This window comes from Oscillospiraceae bacterium, from assembly GCA_025757985.1.
Lineage (GTDB): Bacteria > Bacillota > Clostridia > Oscillospirales > Ruminococcaceae > Gemmiger.
The window spans coordinates 301,953-318,494 of record CP107210.1 but is presented as its reverse complement, the minus strand read 5'-3'; the positions used below and the strand labels follow the sequence as shown (position 1 = coordinate 318,494).

The window sequence follows — 16,542 nt, the reverse complement described above, 5'->3', positions numbered from 1 at the left end:
TCGGTTTTACAGGCCAAGCAACTGCTTCTTCTTTGCCTCAAATTCTTCCTGCGAAATGATTCCATCGTCAAGCAGGCCCTTGTACTTGCGGATTTCATCAGCTGCAGACGGCTTTTGTTCAATAACCTGTGGCGCAGGCTGCGGTGCAACTGCCGGCGCGGGTGCCTTTGCCGTCCAGTTGGAGATATAATCGCGGATTTTGTAGGCTGTCGGAAGTTCCGTTGCACTGCAACCATACACATGATTGCCGCCGCCGACTGCACTGCTGACGCCGTAGCCAAGATTGATATTTGCGGTGGCCGCCTGAGCTGTCGCAATGCGTATTCTGTTGGGACCGATGCTGTGTTCCTCTATCGTAAAGGACAACACATTCTGCAGAGGGATACTCTCATGCATTTTATCCCATTTGATATCCAGATAGTTTGCATGAAGCTGGATAAGGCCGCTTACGATGGCAAGGGTGTACAGCACTTCATCGGTAGGCTTTTCAAGCTCTTCAGGTTTGATTCCCTTTGCCGCAGCTTCCATTGCCATCTTGCGCTTATACTCTTTCCGGTGCTGCTCGATGGCCTCGTCCCGGAGCTGCATTGCGCACAGTTCGCAATAGCCCTCTTGGTTTACATGAAAGAACAGACCGCTTTTACCACATCTTCTACAACGTGCCATGATAATGCCTCCTGTTTATTTTTGCGTCCTTTTGGGATATTCTTGCATTTTCATGCAAAAACCGTGTGCCTGTGATATAATGCGGATATGCCGGCAATATTTTTGGGAATGGAGTGAAGTGGTATGAACCCCGATGAGCTGAAGGAACTCACTATGCTATTGTCCGGCCTGTCCTACGATGACAAAATCGCGTTCAGGGATTTTCTGATTTCGTTGAAAGGTAGCGCAGATAATTCAGCGCCTCTTTCTTCTGATCGGCTGTCAGACCCATAAACAATTTGATGATTTCTGCATTAAGGCTGTCCTCTTCACTGGGGGCAGCCTTTTTTGCTTCTTCGGCTTCTTCATCCCAGCCCATGATGTAAGACGGCGTTGTTTCCAGCGCGTCCGCAATGGCTTTGATTTTGGACTGTTTCAAAGAATACAGGTCCAGTTCGATTTTATTGATTGATGACCGTGACTTATATCCAACCTTTTTTGCGAGGTCGTCCTGAGACATATTAAGTTCTTCGCGGCGGATTTTGATTCTCTGTCCAATCGTCATTCTTCTTATCTCCTTGAATCTGATGCCTTTATTATAATACGCAGTAGCTCCAGCGTCAACAATTTTTCAAGTTTTGATAAAAAATTGTTGACAATCAAGCTACATGGTGGTAATATACGAAACAGTAGATGAAACATCTACACGCCAACTACGAAAAGAGGTGACAAAAATGACGAATACCGATTTGCTCAAGGCCAAGATTGAGAGTTCCGGTTACAAGTTGAAGTACATTGCAGCGAAGATTGGCCTGTCGTACCAGGGCTTTTTGAACAAGATCAACAATAAGACCGAGTTCACTGCACCGGAGATCAAGGGACTTTGCGACCTGCTGGAAATCTCTATCGAAGAGAAAGAACCGATTTTTTTTGCCAGTAATGTAGATGAATAATCTACAAACGAGCTTTTGACAAAAGGAGGTGAACCAACATGAACAAACAGACCGAAGCGCCGTGGCCACCTGAGGACGAAATCCTCCAGCACTACGGCTACGCACCCGCTGATGTCCACCGCAACGGTGTCGGGGTTGGCTACTGGAAACGCGAAGAAGCGCTGGCCCGCTTTGCCGAGCAGCCCGAAGAATTGAAGTACCTTTCGGACAAAAAGAAAATCCGGATCGTCTTTGAATACGACCCGGATTTCCCGGTGGCGCTGCATATTTGTTACGCCACGCTCAAGTGTAATGAGGGTTAGTTGCCCATCTTAGTACAGCGGCAACCTGTTGGGAACACGGGAGAAGACACGAAATCTTCTTTGCGGTCCCATGCGACATCAACGTATTCCAAGCCGCTGGTGCCGTATCCATCATAGGTATCGAAAGCGACCACATCAATCCGCTTAACGGCTGCAACCCGTTCAGACGGTTCAAGGCTGGTCAAATCGACACGGTACATCAGCATAATTTCACCTCCCTTCATGGCTATTGTACCACCCAAGGGAGCGAACGTACAGGAGGAGCCAAAATGCCCTCGCAAGAAATCAAAACTAAAAATCCCCTTGGCGCATCTGATGAACACATGGAAAATTTTGCGGCGGCCTTTACGCAGTGCTTCTACGACTATATGGCCCACCCCGATGCCAAGGAACGGATGGACGAAATGGAAATCAAGCTTAAAGCTCGCGGGATTTTATGAGAGGAGGATAGAAAATGATGCGAGGACTTGTGATCACCACCAACGGTGATATGCGAGTGCAGACCTTTACCGCACCGGCGCTGGAGGATGTGCAGAAAGTTGTCGGCGGCTATGTGGAGACTGTTCCCGTCCGCAACATCGAGGGTCACTACCTGCTGATGGTGGACGAGGATGCCCGCCTGCAATGGCCGAGGCCCGTTGTCAACGAGGTTGCCAGCTTTCTGGCCTGCACGAAGATTTTCGGCACTGTAGTTCTGACCAGCGCCTACGGCCCGGAACTGGGTCTGCCCGATGACATTGCCCGTGTTCTGGGGGATGTCATCATGGCAACGCTGCCGGGCCGGTGCAGATGGGAGGGTGAAGCATGATCCGTTTGCTGAAAAAGGCAATGCAGTTTGTCTGCCTTGCGCTGATGCTGGTGGTGCTGATGGCCGTGGTTTCCGTGGCCGATGGCGATATGCCCCTGCTGAACGGCGTGATTCTGTTCATCAGCTGTCTGCTGGGCGTAAATACCTGCCTTGGAATCTGGTTCAAGCTGGACGATAAGGAGCGTGGCCGCCGTGAGTAATCTGCCCGATGCCGCCTACATCCGCAACCTGCGGAACTCTGGCTACCGTGACGGCAAAGACCCGACCTACCCGGTCTGCCCGATATGCGAACAGACCTGCGAAACCATCTACATCAGCGCCGACAACGAGATCGTTGGCTGCGACCAGTGCATGACGACCCGCAATGCGTGGGAAGTCACCGAATGCTTCGGAAAATGAGAGGTACAAAATGATTGAAGCAAAACAAACCCACTGCGGGCAATATAAGCCGTATGGCGACTTTTTTCGCATCTGGAATGTTCAGACAGATCTTCCGCAGGATGAAGTTGTCAAATGGTGCTTTGAAAAGCTCTATTGCGGAAAGGTTCTTCCGATTCACGCAGAATGGAAAGCAAATATCGCCTATGGAGCGCCCCATTTCAGCGATCCCGGCTATTACTTTGCTGGTTACTACGCCATCAGAGAGATTGATGGCGGTTTCGAGTTCAAAGTCTGCGAACCGTTTTGCGACTGACAAGGAGTGTTTTGATGAAGTTCTATTTCACCTACGGCAGCAGCGGCATGGCCTACGAGGGCGGCTGGACGGAGGTTGAAGCTCCATCCAGAGCCACCGCCATGCAGGCGTTTTCCGCTTTCCACCGCCCCGTCAACGGCATGACGGCCTGCCCGGACATCTACACCGAGGAGGCATTCCGCAAGACCGGGATGCTGGATGGCGGCAACTTCGGTGCTAAGACACGCGAGAAAATCACCATTACGCGGGAGTTTTTCTAAATCCCGCACACAAAGAAAGGAGTATACCACATGGACGGAAATTCCGAACAACTGCAAGTCATCAACTTAAAGCAGCTGCCCATCATCGAGGAGCGGCTGCGGGATGTCAAAGCCAAAATCGAACAGCGGACCAGCGCCGTCATGGCTCTGGCCGTGACCGAGGAAACCCGCACCGATGTCAAGAAGATCCGCACCGAAGTCCGCAAGGAGTTGGAGGGTTACGAGGCCCAGCGCATGGCCGTCAAAAAGGCCATTATGACCCCCTACGAACAGTTTGAAGCTGTCTACAAAGAATGCGTCTCGAACCCCTACAAAGCCGCCGATGAAGCGCTTGGCAAGAAAATTGCTGATGTGGAGGTCGGCATCAAGCAGCAGAAAGAGGACGATGTCCGGTCTTTCTTTAACGAACTGACCAGTGGCTTCGGGCTGGATTGGCTGAAGTTTGAACAGATGAATCTCAAGGTCACGCTGACCTGCACCCCCAAGGCCATGAAGGCCGCCATCACCCAGAGCGTCACCAAGATTGTCCGTGACTGCGCCGCGCTGGAGGAAAACCCGGACCGTGACGAGATCATGGTCGAATATCAGAAATCGCTCGACCTTGGTTCTGCCTGCCAGATCGTGCAGCAGCGTCACAAACAGCTGGAAGCCCAGCGCCGCGCTGCCGAAGAACGCCGCGCCCGCCAGCAGGCTCAGCAGGAGGCCGAAGCCAAGGCCAAGGCAGCCATTGAGGCTGAGGCCGCCAAGAGGGCGGTGGAGCAGCCCGCCCCGCCGCACGAGGTCGCTACACCCCCGCAGGCGGAAAGCCCCGCACAGGCCCCGGCAGCCGCCCCCGCGCCTGCTGCTGCCCACGCCGAGAAGAAATATCTTGCCAAGTTCGCTGTGACGGGCACGCTGCCGCAGCTGAAAGCACTGAAAGCATTCATGGAAAAGGAAGGTATGCAGTATGACACAATCTCTTAACAGCGCCCCGCAGAAACAGAAGTTCAGCGTTGCCATCAACAGCAAAATGTATCAGAACCTTATCGCCAGCACGCTGCGCGACCCGGCCCGTGCCCGCCGCTTTAGCGCCGCGATCACCAGCGCCGTGGCCGTCAACCCCGCCTTGCAGGAATGCGATGCCGGCACGATCCTTGCCGGTGCTCTGCTGGGCGAAAGCCTCAACCTCAGCCCTTCCCCGCAGTTGGGTCAGTATTACCTCGTGCCGTTCAAGCAGAAGGCCAAGTATGACCGCGACGGCAACATGATTCGCCCGGAAACCACCACCGCCACATTCGTGCTGGGCTACAAGGGCTACATCCAGCTGGCGCTGCGCAGCGGCCAGTACAAGGATCTGGATGTCATGGTCATCAAGCAGGGCGAGTACATGGGCAAAGACCCGGAAACCGGCAAGGCCAAGTTCCAGTTCATCGAGGACGATGACGAGCGCGAGACCCTGCCCACCATCGGCTACATGGCCTACTTCGAGTACCTCAACGGTTTCCGCAAGGTCGTCTACTGGTCCAAGGAAAAGATGATGACCCACGCAGATACTTTCTCCAAGGCGTTCAGCCGCCAAGGCTATGAGGACTTGATAGCTGGCCGCGTTCCCGAAAAGGATATGTGGCGCTACTCCTCGTTCTGGTACAAGAACTTTGACGACATGGCGAAAAAGACCCTGCTGCGGCACATCATCAGCCGTTGGGGCATCATGTCCATTGAAATGACTACTGCGCTGGAGCATGACGATGCCGTCAACGTGGCCGATGACGGGCAGATTGTGACCGAGACCGTGGAGGCCGCCCGCGCCAGTATCCCGGCAGACGCGCAGGAAGTGCCGAGCACCGAACCCGAAGCACCCGCCCCGACAGCAGAGGCCGAGCCCGAAGCTGTTGACATCAGCGCACTTTAATGGAGTACAAAATCATTTCCACCGGCAGCAAGGGCAATGCCGTGGTGGTGGATGGTTGCATCTTGATTGACTGCGGCGTTCCGTTCCGCCGTCTGGAAAGCGTCTACCGCGATCTGGACGCGGTGCTGCTGACACACATCCACAGCGACCACTTCCAGCCAAAGACGCTGGCTCGGCTGGCCGCCGAGCGCCCGTCACTTCGGTTCTTTGCCTGCCCGTGGCTTGGGCCTGACCTGCAGAACGCGGGCGTACCGCTGCGGCAGATCACCATCACGACACCTGACCGCTGGTACGACACCGGGTACTGCTTCGTCAAAGCCTGCGAGACAAAGCACAATGTGCGGAACTGCTGCTGGCATATCTGGTTCAACGATGGCAGCAAGGTCTTCTACGCCACCGACATGGGCAACCTCAACGGCATCACAGCCCCGTACTATGACCTGTATCTGGTCGAGGCCAACTACCGCGACGAGGAAATCCAAGCCAAAATTGCCGAGAAAAAGGTCAACGGCGAGTACATCTACGAGAAGCGCGTCCTCCGTGACCACATGAGTGAGCAGGATGCCATCGACTGGGTGTATGGCAATATGCGCCCCGATTCAACCTATGTCTGGCTGCACTGCCACAAGGAGGAATCCAAATGAGGGCGCGGCTGGTGCGCATGGAGCCCGGCTACCGTGGCCGACAGCGCATCGTCATCGAGATTGCCGGGGATTTCCGGGAACAGTTCGACCAGCTGCAAGGGGCGCTGCTGGAGGTGCAGATCACCCGCGCGATACCCCGGCGCAGCTTAGCGTCCAACAACTACTTTCACGCGCTGGTGAGCCGCATAGCCTCCACCGTCTGGGGCGAGTTTGACGAAATAAAAAGCGATCTGGTGGTCGAGTACGGAACGCCGTGTCTGGATAAGGCCGGTCAGGTCGTCATGGTGGACTTACCGGAGGGCACCGACCCGCACAGCTATTACCCCTACACCCGCCTTATCACCACCCACGAAAAGGACGGCAGCCGCTATTGCAGCTACATCCTGTACAAGCGCACCAGCGCCATGAACAGCTCAGAAATGAGCCACCTCATTGACGGCGCACGGCAAGAGGCCCACGAGTTGGGCATTGACATTTGAAAGGAGCGTGACCCTTATGCAAAAAGTGATTTGCCCCTACTGTGGCCGCGTTGCCAAATATGTAGATAGTTCTGTTATCTACTACGGTCATAGCTACGGCATGGCTTACCTGTGCCGCCCATGCAACGCCTATGTAGGCGTACATTCCGGCACAGACCGCCCCAAAGGCAGCCTTGCCAATGCGGAACTTCGGGGCTGGCGCAAGGCAACACACGCCCGTTTCGACCCGCTGTGGCAAGACGGACCATTCAAAAAGCGCAATGCAGCCTATCGGTGGTTGTCTGAACAAATGGAACTGCCGATTGAACAGACCCATATCGGTATGTTCACTGTTGAGCAATGCAAGGCAGCGTTGGAAATCATCAATAAAGGAGTTTCTGTATGAAAAATTATTCTCCAGCCGACATGGCTATTAAAAATATGCTGGATGGCATGAGCCATAACGGCAGCACGTTCCCCGGCACCGAAGCCTTGATGAAAGAGATTGGGGCCATCATCGACCAGTACGGCGCAGATGATGAAGATCTGGTTTGCATCCCGCTCTCCCGATATGATGAACTGCTCCGCAGCGAGAGCGAGATCGACATCCTCTGCACCCTTGTGGAATCTCCCCATGTGGAAAGCAAAACCGCCCTGGCTGCGCTGGAAAGCGTTGCCGATATGCGGGATAAGCGTCTAAACGACTGTGAGGACGACACCGATGAAGAATAAACCGTCCTGCCCGCCCGGTGGGCCAAGGGAGGTGGTGCAATGCTCCGACCTTATTTCTGTGCCTACCACAGCTACCTTGAAAACATGGAGCTTTTGAACTCGGAGGAACGTGGACGGCTTTTCACCGCCCTGCTGGAATACAGCAAGGATGGCACATTGATACCTCTCACCGGAAATGAGCGGTTTGTTTTTCCCGGCATCCGTTCCCAGATTGACCGGGACAAGGAGCAATGGAAAAAGACTGACGAACAGCAAGCGTCCTATGGCCGTAAAGGTGGCCGTCCACGGAAAAAACCGCCTGACGGAGAAAATGAAAAAGCTACCCTTTTAAATGACACAGATAAAAAGGGTGGCTTTTCTGAAAAAGGCTCCCTTTTTTCAAAAAGCCTAGAGAAGGAGAAGAAGAAGGATAAGGAAAAGGATAAGGATAAGGATAATATATCTTCTTCTACTGCTACTGCTGAAAACGACATTTCCGCTTGTGTCCAAGCCTACGAGCAGAACATCGGCCCTATCGCACGGGCAGCGTTTGATGACATTTCCCGCCAGCTGGCCGACCTGCCCGCAGACCTGATCTGCGAGGCCATCGGCGAGGCGGCGCTCAACAATAAGCGCAGCTGGAATTATGTTAAGGCTATTCTCAAGCGCTGCCGGGAGCAGAACATCCTGTCCGTGGATGCCTACCGCGCCGAGAAAGAAAACCACGCCGCCGCAGCGGCGGCCAGAGCCACGCCCGCTGCTCGCCCACAGAGCAAACAGGCGGCAGTACGCGAACGGCTCAAAAAGCGTCTGGAAGAGATGGGAGGTGCGCAGAGTGACGACCCAGCAGACAACCGAATTTATGTTGAAGCTACTGAACTGGTGGCCGAACCTTTACCGGGAGAATGACCCGGACGAAATGTCCGATGCGTGGGCGGTGTCGCTGACCGATGTTCCCTATGATGCCGCCATGGCCGGGGCGGTTGCCCTCAGCCGCACGATGAAGTGGCCGCCCACTGTGGCCGAGATCCGCGAGGCAGCCAAGCCGTACATAGGATTTCAGCCCGATTTGATAAATGTGCGGGTTGCCATTGATGCCTACGAAGAACTGGGTCTGCCGCTGCCGCCGTGGTTCTACGCCGCCGCGCAGAAGTACGCGGACAAGTTGCCAGCAGCGTATCAGCCTGCGGCACTGCTGCAAGGAGGTTTGCTTAATGGAAAATAACCGCAAAGACCCCCGCCGCCAGCTGATCGGCGCGGTGAGCAAGGCGCTGGGCCAGCAGTTTGAGCGCGATATCAACGCCGCGTTCGACCACTACCGCCGTCTGGGCGTGGCATCCATCGAAAAGACGCCCGAACCGTTCCACATGACGGGCCGCGAGAACGGCGGCAAGGTCGTGGGCTTCTACGAGAAAAAAGCCCAGCCTGACTACGCAGGCACACTCCGCGGCGGAAGGTCTGTCTACATGGAGGCCAAGTTCACCGGGTCGAACCGCATGGAGCAATCCCGCGTCAGCCCCGGCCAGACCGAGTATCTGGACGAAAAGATGCGGCTTGGCGCTTTCTGCTATGTTCTGGCCGGATTTTCCCACGGCGGTGCGTACTGCATCCCGTGGAGCATCTGGCGGGCCATGAAAGAACACTACGGCCGTAAGTACATTACCGAAAATGACATTACACAATACAAAATTTCGAGAACCACCACAGGCATGCTGGCGATTCTCGGCACCGGAAAGGAGTAAACCCCTATGAAAATGAATGAAGAAGCGACTTTCGCCGTCTACCAGAAAAAGCTGAAGGGCATCTGCGAGGAAAACGACTTGCAGGCCACTTTCAACCGCAGCGGCTACCCGCTGACCATGACGGTGCGGCCCCTGCAAGATGTGGCCGACCAGATGTCGATGCTGGAAAAGGTCGAGGACAACGGCTACACCAGCCCCGATGCGTCCATCAAGTTCAGCTACGAGGACGGCGCCATCAAGTACACCTTGAGCAAGGAGTTCGTGATCTCCGATGCGCTGTTTACCAAGCTGAAGAACCTGTTCCGCAATCTGCACGACACTTGGCTCCAGTATTTCCATCGCACCGTTATCCAGAAAAAACTGTTGAATGCCAATGTGCCCGACATCCCCGAAGATGCGGACGGCTTCGGTGACATTGACCCGGATGACCTTAACGCGGATGGTCTGGTCGATACCACCCCGCCCGAAGACACGGACGAGGAGGAGTAAACCATGGCAAAGGTGGTGCGGGGCGTTGACAGCTACAAAAAGGAGTTCTTGAGCATCTTCAACAGCCTGTGCGGCAGACATGGCCGATGGGAAGTCTGGTCGGATTTTATCCAGCTGACGGCCATCGACATAAGCAATGCGACCGACAAAGGCAACGCGCCGAAGCGGGCCACAGATGCAAGGAACATCGCCAAAAAGTACAGCAAGGACGAAATCAAACGCATGGCCGAAATGCTGATGCAAATGGTTTATGCCATTGACGAGAATCCCGACCAAGATTTTCTTGGCGAGCTGTACATGACCTGCGAGTTGGGCAACGACCACGCCGGGCAGTTCTTTACCCCCTACAACGTGTGTCAGGCAATGTCGGAAATCAGCTTCGACCCCGCGCGGTTTGAGGATAAAGGCTTTGTGTCGGTAAATGACTGCGCCTGCGGCGCGGGGGCGCTGCTCGTCTCGTTTGCCAATGCCTGCAAGCGGCACGACATCAACTACCAGCAGAAAGTGATGTTTGTTGCACAGGACATCGACTACACCGTTGGGCTGATGTGTTATATCCAGCTTAGCTTGATGGGCTGTGCCGGATATGTTGTTATCGGCGACACACTTATCAACCCCTGCACCGCCTACGATAAAAAAGGCCTGCTGCCCGCAGGCGACCCGGAACGGATCTGGTTCACGCCGCTGTTCTCCGATGGCATTTGGTACGGACGCCGCCTGGCGGCACAGATGGATCTGCTGATTTCGGGAAGTTCACGGAAAAGCCCCGAAAATGTCAATTCGTTCACGGAAAAGCCTGAAAAAGTGGCAGTTTCGCCCGCGAAAGACACAAAAAAGCCCTGTTCGTTCACAGAACCTGCAAAAGCAGCAGCGCCAGTTTCCACCCCGGTTTCCACTAAAAAAGTGGAAACATGGAAACCCGCCGAGTTGAACGAAACCAAGAACGGGCAGCTGACTTTTTTCTGAAATGAGGTGATGACATGGAAGATGAAAAACTGGCCGATAAGCTGCTGGACCGCATTCTGATGGTTCTGATGCCCTACGACCAGATTGATGTGGAGAGAATCAAGGCCAAGCTGACAGTGGTTTTGGATGACTACCAAATTTGCCCCAAGCAAGAGGCTCTGGCGGTCTACACCGAGGGCAAAAACGACTACTATCTCCGAAAATTCCTGCTCGCCAAGGCCGTTGCAGGGCGGCAGGAGCGTACGCTGCGCCAGTACAAAGATGAAGTCGGCAGGGCGCTGCGAGGCATCGGCAAGGATGCTGACACCATAACCGCAGATGACATTCAAGTCTATCTGGCGAAAGTTTTGTCGAGGGGCGGGTCGAAATGTTACTGCGACAACATCCGCCGAGACCTCAGCAGCTTCTACAACTGGCTCTACCGTGAGGAAATCATCCGCACTAATCCGATGAATAAGATCGACAACATCAAGTTCAAGCGGGAAAAGGAAAAAGCCCTCACCGACATGGAAATCGAAATGATGCGGCAGGCCTGCCAGACCACTATGCAAAAGGCAATTATGGAAATGCTGCTCTCCACCGGCTGCCGTGCAGCAGAACTTGTATCCATCAAAATCGCGGACATGGACGAGGATAAGGTTTCTATTCTGGGCAAGGGCGGCAAGTGGCGCACGGTGTACATCAACGCCAAGGCTTTCGTGGCTATAAAAAATTATCTGGCTGACCGCAAAGACACAAACCCCTATCTCTTCCCGCGAGAAATCAATACGAAGGATCGCACGATGATTTCCAACTTCAGCCGAAAAGACTGGTTCAAAGACCCCCGACTGGTGACAAAAGCGGACCACTTCGGGCGCGACAGCGTCAACAACATGGTTCGCACTATCGGTAAGCGGGCCGGGGTCAAGGGTGTGCATACTCACCGTTTCCGCCGCACCTGCGCCACGCAGGCACTGCGGCATGGGATGCCGATTGAACTGGTTTCCATGATGCTGGGCCACGAGCAAATTTCCACCACACAGATTTATCTGGACATCCGTGATGACGATCTGCAAGCAGCCCATCGCAAATATGTTGTGTGAGGTGTTATCCATGACACAGTTATATGTTTTGAGCCAGGACGGAACTTCGGCTATCAATCTTAGCCAGTTCGAGTATGTCTACATTGGCGAGGACAACAGAATCAAGGCTGTCAACGGCCAGAAAATGATCCGCTTGGGGGATTACAAAAGCCGAGATGGCGCAAAATTCGCCCTTGCCACGATGCTGTACTACGCCGGCAAGAATCCGGGGGCCGGCTGGTATCAGATGATGCGCGGCGATGCCGCCGAGGAACACGTTGTCCGCAGCCGTGACCCCGCTCCGAACCAATTTGCCGCCAACGGCAAAAAGCCGGTACGCCGGGGCGGCTCTTAATCTAACTTAATCTAAATCTCAATCTAATTTTTAGATAGTTTTAGCAAAGAACTTAGCCAATCCAATAAGCAAAGGAGTATACCACTATGAATACCAAAGTCACAATGATTCCTGTTGCACAGCTGCACCCCCACCCGGACAACCCCCGCAAGGATTTGGGCGACATTACCGAGTTGACCGCCAGCATCAAGGCAAACGGCGTTTTGCAGAATCTGACCGTTGTGCCCCGCGCAAACCCTGATGTGAATTACGAGGAACTGTGCCGGCAGTATTACGGCGACCCCACCGAGGAAAACCGCACGAAGCTGAACCAGTTCCGCAGCACGGATGGCTACACCGTCATCATCGGCCACCGCCGTCTGGCCGCTGCCAAGGCTGCCGGGCTTATGGAATTGCCCTGCATCGTGGTTGAGGACATGACCCTCGAAGAGCAAATCTCTACCATGATGACCGAGAATATGCAGCGCAGCGATCTGACTGTCTATGAGGAGGCCGAGGGCTTCCAGATGATGATGGACTTCGGCAACAGCGTGGAGCAGGTCGCCGACAAGGCGGGCTTTTCCGAAAGCACGATTCGCCGCCGCGTGAAACTGCTCTCACTTGATCGCGAGGCGTTCAAAAAGAGCGTCAAGCGCGGCGCCACGCTGGCCGACTTTGCTCTGCTGGACAAGCTGGACACCGAGGAGGCCAAGAACGAGGTTTTGAAAAGTGTCGGCACCAACAACTTCCGTGCCTGCCTTGACCGGGCCCTGCGGGAGCAGAAAGACCGGAAAACGATGAACGCCGTCCGGGAGGTGGTTGCATCTTATGCAACTAAGGCCGACAGCAAAGCGGATATGCCGGAAAACTGCCTGTTCTATGCTAGCTACGGCTCATGGTCGAGAATCGCCGAAGCTCCGGCTGATGCCGGAGAACACGCCTACTGGTACACGGAGAGCGGCTACGGCATCACTGTCTACCGCGAACGCACTGAAGAAGACAAGCCCGCCGAGAAGACCCCGGAGCAGCTTGCGCGGGAGGCCAAAATCGAAGAATGCTGCGAGAAATGCCGCGCCATCGAGGAGGACGAGGAATCCGCCTACCGTCTGCGGCTGAACTACCTCAAAGAATACGGATTCCCCAAAAAGGCTGCCGAGGCCGTCACCCTTGCCGCCTGCCGCATGATGATCTTAAACCCCGATACACTGGGCGATATGGACGAGGACACTATCGAAGCCGTCTATGGCGAGGTCATATACGATGCCGAGCATGAACTTGATACCGCTGAACTGCTGGAAAAGGCACAGGAAAACCCAATGCGGATGCTGATGGTTCTGCTGTTCGCCTTGACAGAGCCTGTGAATCACTGGATGCACGATATCGAGTGGCCTGACGGGTTCTACAAGTGCATCAAAGAAAACACATTCTGCCTGCAATGCCGTTTTGACAGGAAAAAGCAGGCACAGCGGCACTGGTGCCGCGTAAATGCAAAACGAGGAGAAAGACCGTGAAAAGGAAACATGACCTTTTGAAAGAAAAAAGCAAGACCCGCGATGCGGTGGGCCAGATTTCCAGCTGGTGTCTGCTGATTGCCCTGCATCAGCGGTTTGGTGTCGGTGCTGACCGCATGGAGCGTATCGCCGGGAAGGCCGAAAAGTTGCAAAAAGAAATCGCCGCCATCATTGACGAACACGGCACGGCTGCCGGTATCGCGGAAATGCAGCGCCGCTTAGATGGCATCTGCCTCACTGAAATGCGGGTGCCGCTGAACCGCAACACAAAAAACCGCCGCGAGGTAGAGCTCCGTATGGCTGCCGACCAGACTGTGACCGCGATGTGGTGCTGCTTCGCCCTTGCGATCCATCAGACGCTTGGCTTTGGCCGTGACCGCCTGAACAGGCTGCACAAGGAAACTGTGGAGAACTACCGGCAGTTCAATGAATGGAATGGCAGCGGCAGCCGTGATGAACAGCAGTACGCTTTTGAAAGGCTGCGCCATTGCGCAGAGCAAGCACTGCGGTCAGAGGTCGTCATCGTACAGGAAAATGACGATTACGACAGCCGCGCCCGCCTGTGGGAACGGCAGCTTGAGGATTCCATCAAGGCCGGTGTCCACAAGGCCAAGGTCGAAACCAAGCGCAAAGCCCGCGTCAACGCGCTTGCTACCAATGTTCTCTCGGATGCCGCCCGCCAGCAGGCAGCGCTGAAAGTGCAACAAGACTTTTTTGGAGGTGGGTATCGGTGATTCTTGAAATTCTGGCCGCCTTCTTGAAGATGGCACTTACCTTTGCGGTTCTCTGCATCGTGGCGGGTACTGCGGCCTTTGCTGGCGGCATTGTGGCGCTGGCCGTGGCCCTGCTGCACCGGCTGGCGGATGAAATCGACAAGCGGCGTGGCCGCAGATAGGAGACGCTGAAATGAAAATCAATGACCTCGGTTTCGATAACCTCAACAGCTGCTGCAAGCCGCTGGAACGGCCCAGCAAAGAACTGGTTCGGCAACTGGATATTCTGGCCGTGGAGCGCCGCCCGGAGGCTTGCCTCGGCTGCGGGATGGAGCATGACTGTTCTGTCCACGGATGCGCCGTCATCAACAAGGCGGCTGATCTTTTGCGAGGTGATGTGAAATGATGGTTTTTAACTGCAAGGCTTGCGGAAAGCCGATTGTGTTTATTACCACCGTGGCCGGGAAAAAGATGCCCTGTGACGCGATGGTGCGGGCCTACGAGCCAGACGCGGACGGCCCGGACACCATTATCACCAAGGACGGCCAGACGGTGCGTGGGCGCGTCTTAGCGCCTACTGCAGACAGCGGCAAGCTGGGGCGTATTCCGCACTGGGCAAGTTGCCCCGGCGCCGCAGGGCTGCGCAGAACGCGGAATCCGAAGTGATTTTTGCTGAAATGCTTACTTTACGCTGAAATTTAAGCGGATTGCGCTGAATTTGCGTATAACTTGCGTAGAATTGCGTGAAATTTGGAACTGACTTGGAACTGACTTGGAACTAAATTGCAACCAGTTTTAATTGTTCAGTCACAATCAGCGATTATTTCAAAAGATAATCGAAAGATGGAGAAATAATGAACCGAGAAGACTACATCGCAAAGGCCCCTACCTTTACGATATATGACGGCTTTTGCAAGACAAAAAGCGTCCTTGAAAATCACAGCAGAATCATAGTCTCCGTATCTGGCGGATCGGACAGCGATGACATGGTAGACATTGTCGAGCATCTAAAGCCAGATGATGGGTGCAAATCGGTTTACGTCTGGTTCGATACGGGCATTGAAATGGCTGCCACAAAGCGCCATCTAAAGTACCTGCAAGAGCGCTATGGCATCGAAATTCACACGGAATCTGGACATAAAAAAGTTGCTGCTGCCGTTCTTTCCGATGGGTACCCCTTTATGAACAAGGTTGTATCAGAATACATTGACCGTTTGCAAACGCATGATTTTCAGTGGGAAGACAAGCCTTTTGATGTGCTTTGCCAAGAATACCCAAACTGCAAAGCAGCCTTGCGGTGGTGGTGCAACAACTGGAGAAGCGAACCGCACAAGCCGCTCCAAACAGAAATTGCATCCAGAGGCAGGCTGAAAGAGTTTATGATTTTGAATCCGCCAACATTCCGCATATCCAAGCGATGCTGTGACTCGGCAAAGAAAAGCGCCGGCGACTTGGCAAGGACAAAGTTTGATGTCGAGATCCAGCTAATCGGGGTGAGAAAAGCCGAGGGCGGGCCGAGATCCACCGTCTATAAAAGCTGTATGGCTGACGGAAAGCACGGATTGCAGCATTTTCCTCTGTTCTGGTGGAGCAATGATGATAAGCGGGCATTTGAGAGAACTTATGATATTCGACACAGTGATGCCTACACCGTCTATGGTTGCTCTCGCACCGGTTGCGCAGGGTGCCCGTTTGGCAGCAGGTTTGAATCTGAACTTGAAATGCTAAATACATTTGAGCCAAGCCTTGGCGTGGCTGTTTCACACATCTTTTCTCCATCATACGAATACACACGAGCATTCAGGGATTTTAAAAAGGAGGCCACAAGATGGAATTTATAGATTTTCTGCGGCAGATGGACCGCGTGTGTGAGAATTCTGACCACTGCCAAAACTGCCCGCTCAAGCCGTTCCCGTGCAATGACGATATTGCCAGCATAGCGCGGAATGTTGACGATCAGACCTTGCGGGAAATGGAAGATGTCGTCAAGGAGTGGAACGAAAAGCACCCCGCCAAAACCCGAAAAGAAGTATTTTTGCAGGAATTTCCGAACGCATTTTTGCAAGATGACACGATTTCGATTTGCCCGAAATGCCTTGACAAAGACTACGAGCCAAACAGTGGTTGTGCATCAACAGGCTGCGGCGGCTGTCGATTTGATTACTGGTCGAAGGAGGTATGGGAATGATTTTGCCGATTGTAGTGACCGCGCTGATCCAGACGGCTGCCTGCGTGCTGTGCGTGGGGCTGGGCTATCAGATGGGATTCCGTGAGGGTGAGCAAATCGAGCGCGAAAAGCATATCGAGGATGACAGCCCCATTGGAATGGAACACCGGCACGGTGAATAGGAGGAATGACA

Annotated in this window: 32 protein-coding genes; 29 read left to right on the top strand and 3 right to left on the bottom strand. The window is 54.1% G+C overall.

The annotated features are described in order from the left end of the window. Positions 1 to 6: 6 nt before the first annotated feature. A complete protein-coding gene (locus OGM67_01640) occupies positions 7 to 666 on the bottom strand; it encodes an SHOCT domain-containing protein (protein ID UYJ35071.1) in 660 nt (219 codons plus the stop codon). Positions 667 to 859: 193 nt separating this feature from the next. Beyond that, complete coding sequence (locus OGM67_01635) at positions 860 to 1,210, bottom strand: helix-turn-helix domain-containing protein (protein UYJ35070.1); 351 nt, start codon at positions 1,208 to 1,210, stop codon at positions 860 to 862. A 169-nt stretch (positions 1,211 to 1,379) separates the two neighbouring features. Here OGM67_01635 and OGM67_01630 point away from each other — a divergent pair, with 169 nt between their 5' ends. Together OGM67_01630 and OGM67_01625 are read left to right on the top strand one after the other, a co-directional pair. Further along, on the top strand, positions 1,380 to 1,598 hold the full coding sequence (locus OGM67_01630) for a helix-turn-helix transcriptional regulator (GenBank protein ID UYJ35069.1): 219 nt from the start codon (positions 1,380 to 1,382) through the stop codon (positions 1,596 to 1,598). 38 nt (positions 1,599 to 1,636) lie between these two features. Beyond that, entirely contained in the window at positions 1,637 to 1,900 is a 264-nt protein-coding gene (locus OGM67_01625) for a hypothetical protein (GenBank protein ID UYJ35068.1), read from the top strand. Here the strand turns inward: OGM67_01625 and OGM67_01620 are convergent. After that, positions 1,897 to 2,106 (bottom strand): hypothetical protein, encoded by a 210-nt coding sequence (locus OGM67_01620; GenBank protein UYJ35067.1) that lies wholly within the window; start codon positions 2,104 to 2,106, stop codon positions 1,897 to 1,899. The genes OGM67_01625 and OGM67_01620 overlap by 4 nt on opposite strands. A gap of 63 nt (positions 2,107 to 2,169) precedes the next feature. On the opposite strand from OGM67_01620, the gene OGM67_01615 reads away from it, so the two are divergent. The 27 genes from OGM67_01615 (at position 2,170) to OGM67_01485 (ending at position 16,531) form a co-directional block, all read left to right on the top strand. Further along, positions 2,170 to 2,340 (top strand): hypothetical protein, encoded by a 171-nt coding sequence (locus OGM67_01615; protein ID UYJ35066.1) that lies wholly within the window; start codon positions 2,170 to 2,172, stop codon positions 2,338 to 2,340. A 14-nt stretch (positions 2,341 to 2,354) separates the two neighbouring features. Then, complete coding sequence (locus OGM67_01610) at positions 2,355 to 2,708, top strand: DUF3846 domain-containing protein (protein ID UYJ35065.1); 354 nt, start codon at positions 2,355 to 2,357, stop codon at positions 2,706 to 2,708. Beyond that, positions 2,705 to 2,908, top strand: a complete 204-nt coding sequence (locus tag OGM67_01605) for a hypothetical protein (GenBank protein UYJ35064.1) — start codon at positions 2,705 to 2,707, stop codon at positions 2,906 to 2,908. Before OGM67_01610 ends, OGM67_01605 begins: the two co-directional genes overlap by 4 nt. Beyond that, positions 2,901 to 3,107, top strand: a complete 207-nt coding sequence (locus tag OGM67_01600; protein ID UYJ35063.1) for a hypothetical protein — start codon at positions 2,901 to 2,903, stop codon at positions 3,105 to 3,107. Before OGM67_01605 ends, OGM67_01600 begins: the two co-directional genes overlap by 8 nt. Before the next feature lie 10 nt (positions 3,108 to 3,117). Next, complete coding sequence (locus OGM67_01595; GenBank protein UYJ35062.1) at positions 3,118 to 3,402, top strand: hypothetical protein; 285 nt, start codon at positions 3,118 to 3,120, stop codon at positions 3,400 to 3,402. Between the two features lie 14 nt (positions 3,403 to 3,416). Continuing rightward, positions 3,417 to 3,662, top strand: coding sequence for a hypothetical protein (locus tag OGM67_01590; GenBank protein UYJ35061.1), 246 nt, complete (start codon positions 3,417 to 3,419; stop codon positions 3,660 to 3,662). Between the two features lie 30 nt (positions 3,663 to 3,692). Beyond that, the gene (locus OGM67_01585; GenBank protein ID UYJ35060.1) at positions 3,693 to 4,625 is read left to right on the top strand and encodes a DUF1351 domain-containing protein; all 933 of its coding nucleotides are present in this window, start codon (positions 3,693 to 3,695) and stop codon (positions 4,623 to 4,625) included. Beyond that, positions 4,609 to 5,553 carry a recombinase RecT gene (locus OGM67_01580; GenBank protein UYJ35059.1) on the top strand — a complete coding sequence of 315 codons (945 nt, stop codon included), beginning with the start codon at positions 4,609 to 4,611 and terminating at the stop codon, positions 5,551 to 5,553. The genes OGM67_01585 and OGM67_01580 overlap by 17 nt, the downstream gene beginning before the upstream one ends. Continuing rightward, positions 5,553 to 6,197, top strand: coding sequence for an MBL fold metallo-hydrolase (locus tag OGM67_01575; GenBank protein UYJ35058.1), 645 nt, complete (start codon positions 5,553 to 5,555; stop codon positions 6,195 to 6,197). The genes OGM67_01580 and OGM67_01575 overlap by 1 nt, the downstream gene beginning before the upstream one ends. After that, positions 6,194 to 6,676, top strand: a complete 483-nt coding sequence (locus OGM67_01570) for a hypothetical protein (protein UYJ35057.1) — start codon at positions 6,194 to 6,196, stop codon at positions 6,674 to 6,676. Before OGM67_01575 ends, OGM67_01570 begins: the two co-directional genes overlap by 4 nt. A 16-nt stretch (positions 6,677 to 6,692) precedes the next feature. Then, the gene (locus OGM67_01565) at positions 6,693 to 7,061 is read left to right on the top strand and encodes a DUF3268 family zinc-finger domain-containing protein (GenBank protein ID UYJ35056.1); all 369 of its coding nucleotides are present in this window, start codon (positions 6,693 to 6,695) and stop codon (positions 7,059 to 7,061) included. Then, positions 7,058 to 7,387 (top strand): hypothetical protein, encoded by a 330-nt coding sequence (locus OGM67_01560; GenBank protein UYJ35055.1) that lies wholly within the window; start codon positions 7,058 to 7,060, stop codon positions 7,385 to 7,387. The genes OGM67_01565 and OGM67_01560 overlap by 4 nt, the downstream gene beginning before the upstream one ends. 39 nt (positions 7,388 to 7,426) lie before the next feature. Beyond that, entirely contained in the window at positions 7,427 to 8,275 is an 849-nt protein-coding gene (locus tag OGM67_01555; GenBank protein ID UYJ35054.1) for a DUF6291 domain-containing protein, read from the top strand. Then, complete coding sequence (locus tag OGM67_01550; protein UYJ35053.1) at positions 8,229 to 8,591, top strand: hypothetical protein; 363 nt, start codon at positions 8,229 to 8,231, stop codon at positions 8,589 to 8,591. Before OGM67_01555 ends, OGM67_01550 begins: the two co-directional genes overlap by 47 nt. Beyond that, a complete protein-coding gene (locus tag OGM67_01545; protein UYJ35052.1) occupies positions 8,581 to 9,108 on the top strand; it encodes a Holliday junction resolvase RecU in 528 nt (175 codons plus the stop codon). The genes OGM67_01550 and OGM67_01545 overlap by 11 nt, the downstream gene beginning before the upstream one ends. A gap of 6 nt (positions 9,109 to 9,114) precedes the next feature. Further along, positions 9,115 to 9,597: a hypothetical protein gene (locus tag OGM67_01540; protein ID UYJ35051.1), complete on the top strand. Its 483-nt coding sequence runs from the start codon at positions 9,115 to 9,117 to the stop codon at positions 9,595 to 9,597. A 3-nt stretch (positions 9,598 to 9,600) separates the two neighbouring features. Beyond that, the gene (locus OGM67_01535) at positions 9,601 to 10,563 is read left to right on the top strand and encodes an SAM-dependent methyltransferase (GenBank protein UYJ35050.1); all 963 of its coding nucleotides are present in this window, start codon (positions 9,601 to 9,603) and stop codon (positions 10,561 to 10,563) included. Positions 10,564 to 10,577: 14 nt separating this feature from the next. Further along, positions 10,578 to 11,645, top strand: a complete 1,068-nt coding sequence (locus tag OGM67_01530; protein ID UYJ35049.1) for a tyrosine-type recombinase/integrase — start codon at positions 10,578 to 10,580, stop codon at positions 11,643 to 11,645. Between the two features lie 10 nt (positions 11,646 to 11,655). After that, positions 11,656 to 11,979, top strand: coding sequence for a hypothetical protein (locus tag OGM67_01525; protein ID UYJ35048.1), 324 nt, complete (start codon positions 11,656 to 11,658; stop codon positions 11,977 to 11,979). A gap of 86 nt (positions 11,980 to 12,065) precedes the next feature. Then, complete coding sequence (locus tag OGM67_01520; GenBank protein ID UYJ35047.1) at positions 12,066 to 13,469, top strand: ParB/RepB/Spo0J family partition protein; 1,404 nt, start codon at positions 12,066 to 12,068, stop codon at positions 13,467 to 13,469. Then, positions 13,466 to 14,203: a hypothetical protein gene (locus OGM67_01515; protein ID UYJ35046.1), complete on the top strand. Its 738-nt coding sequence runs from the start codon at positions 13,466 to 13,468 to the stop codon at positions 14,201 to 14,203. Before OGM67_01520 ends, OGM67_01515 begins: the two co-directional genes overlap by 4 nt. Next, positions 14,200 to 14,364, top strand: a complete 165-nt coding sequence (locus tag OGM67_01510; GenBank protein UYJ35045.1) for a hypothetical protein — start codon at positions 14,200 to 14,202, stop codon at positions 14,362 to 14,364. The genes OGM67_01515 and OGM67_01510 overlap by 4 nt, the downstream gene beginning before the upstream one ends. An 11-nt stretch (positions 14,365 to 14,375) precedes the next feature. Beyond that, positions 14,376 to 14,588 carry a hypothetical protein gene (locus tag OGM67_01505; GenBank protein UYJ35044.1) on the top strand — a complete coding sequence of 71 codons (213 nt, stop codon included), beginning with the start codon at positions 14,376 to 14,378 and terminating at the stop codon, positions 14,586 to 14,588. Continuing rightward, complete coding sequence (locus tag OGM67_01500; GenBank protein ID UYJ35043.1) at positions 14,585 to 14,848, top strand: hypothetical protein; 264 nt, start codon at positions 14,585 to 14,587, stop codon at positions 14,846 to 14,848. The genes OGM67_01505 and OGM67_01500 overlap by 4 nt, the downstream gene beginning before the upstream one ends. 188 nt (positions 14,849 to 15,036) lie before the next feature. Next, positions 15,037 to 16,023 (top strand): phosphoadenosine phosphosulfate reductase family protein, encoded by a 987-nt coding sequence (locus OGM67_01495; protein ID UYJ35042.1) that lies wholly within the window; start codon positions 15,037 to 15,039, stop codon positions 16,021 to 16,023. Then, the gene (locus OGM67_01490) at positions 16,011 to 16,370 is read left to right on the top strand and encodes a hypothetical protein (protein UYJ35041.1); all 360 of its coding nucleotides are present in this window, start codon (positions 16,011 to 16,013) and stop codon (positions 16,368 to 16,370) included. The genes OGM67_01495 and OGM67_01490 overlap by 13 nt, the downstream gene beginning before the upstream one ends. Beyond that, positions 16,367 to 16,531 carry a hypothetical protein gene (locus tag OGM67_01485; protein ID UYJ35040.1) on the top strand — a complete coding sequence of 55 codons (165 nt, stop codon included), beginning with the start codon at positions 16,367 to 16,369 and terminating at the stop codon, positions 16,529 to 16,531. Before OGM67_01490 ends, OGM67_01485 begins: the two co-directional genes overlap by 4 nt. Positions 16,532 to 16,542 lie beyond the last annotated feature (11 nt).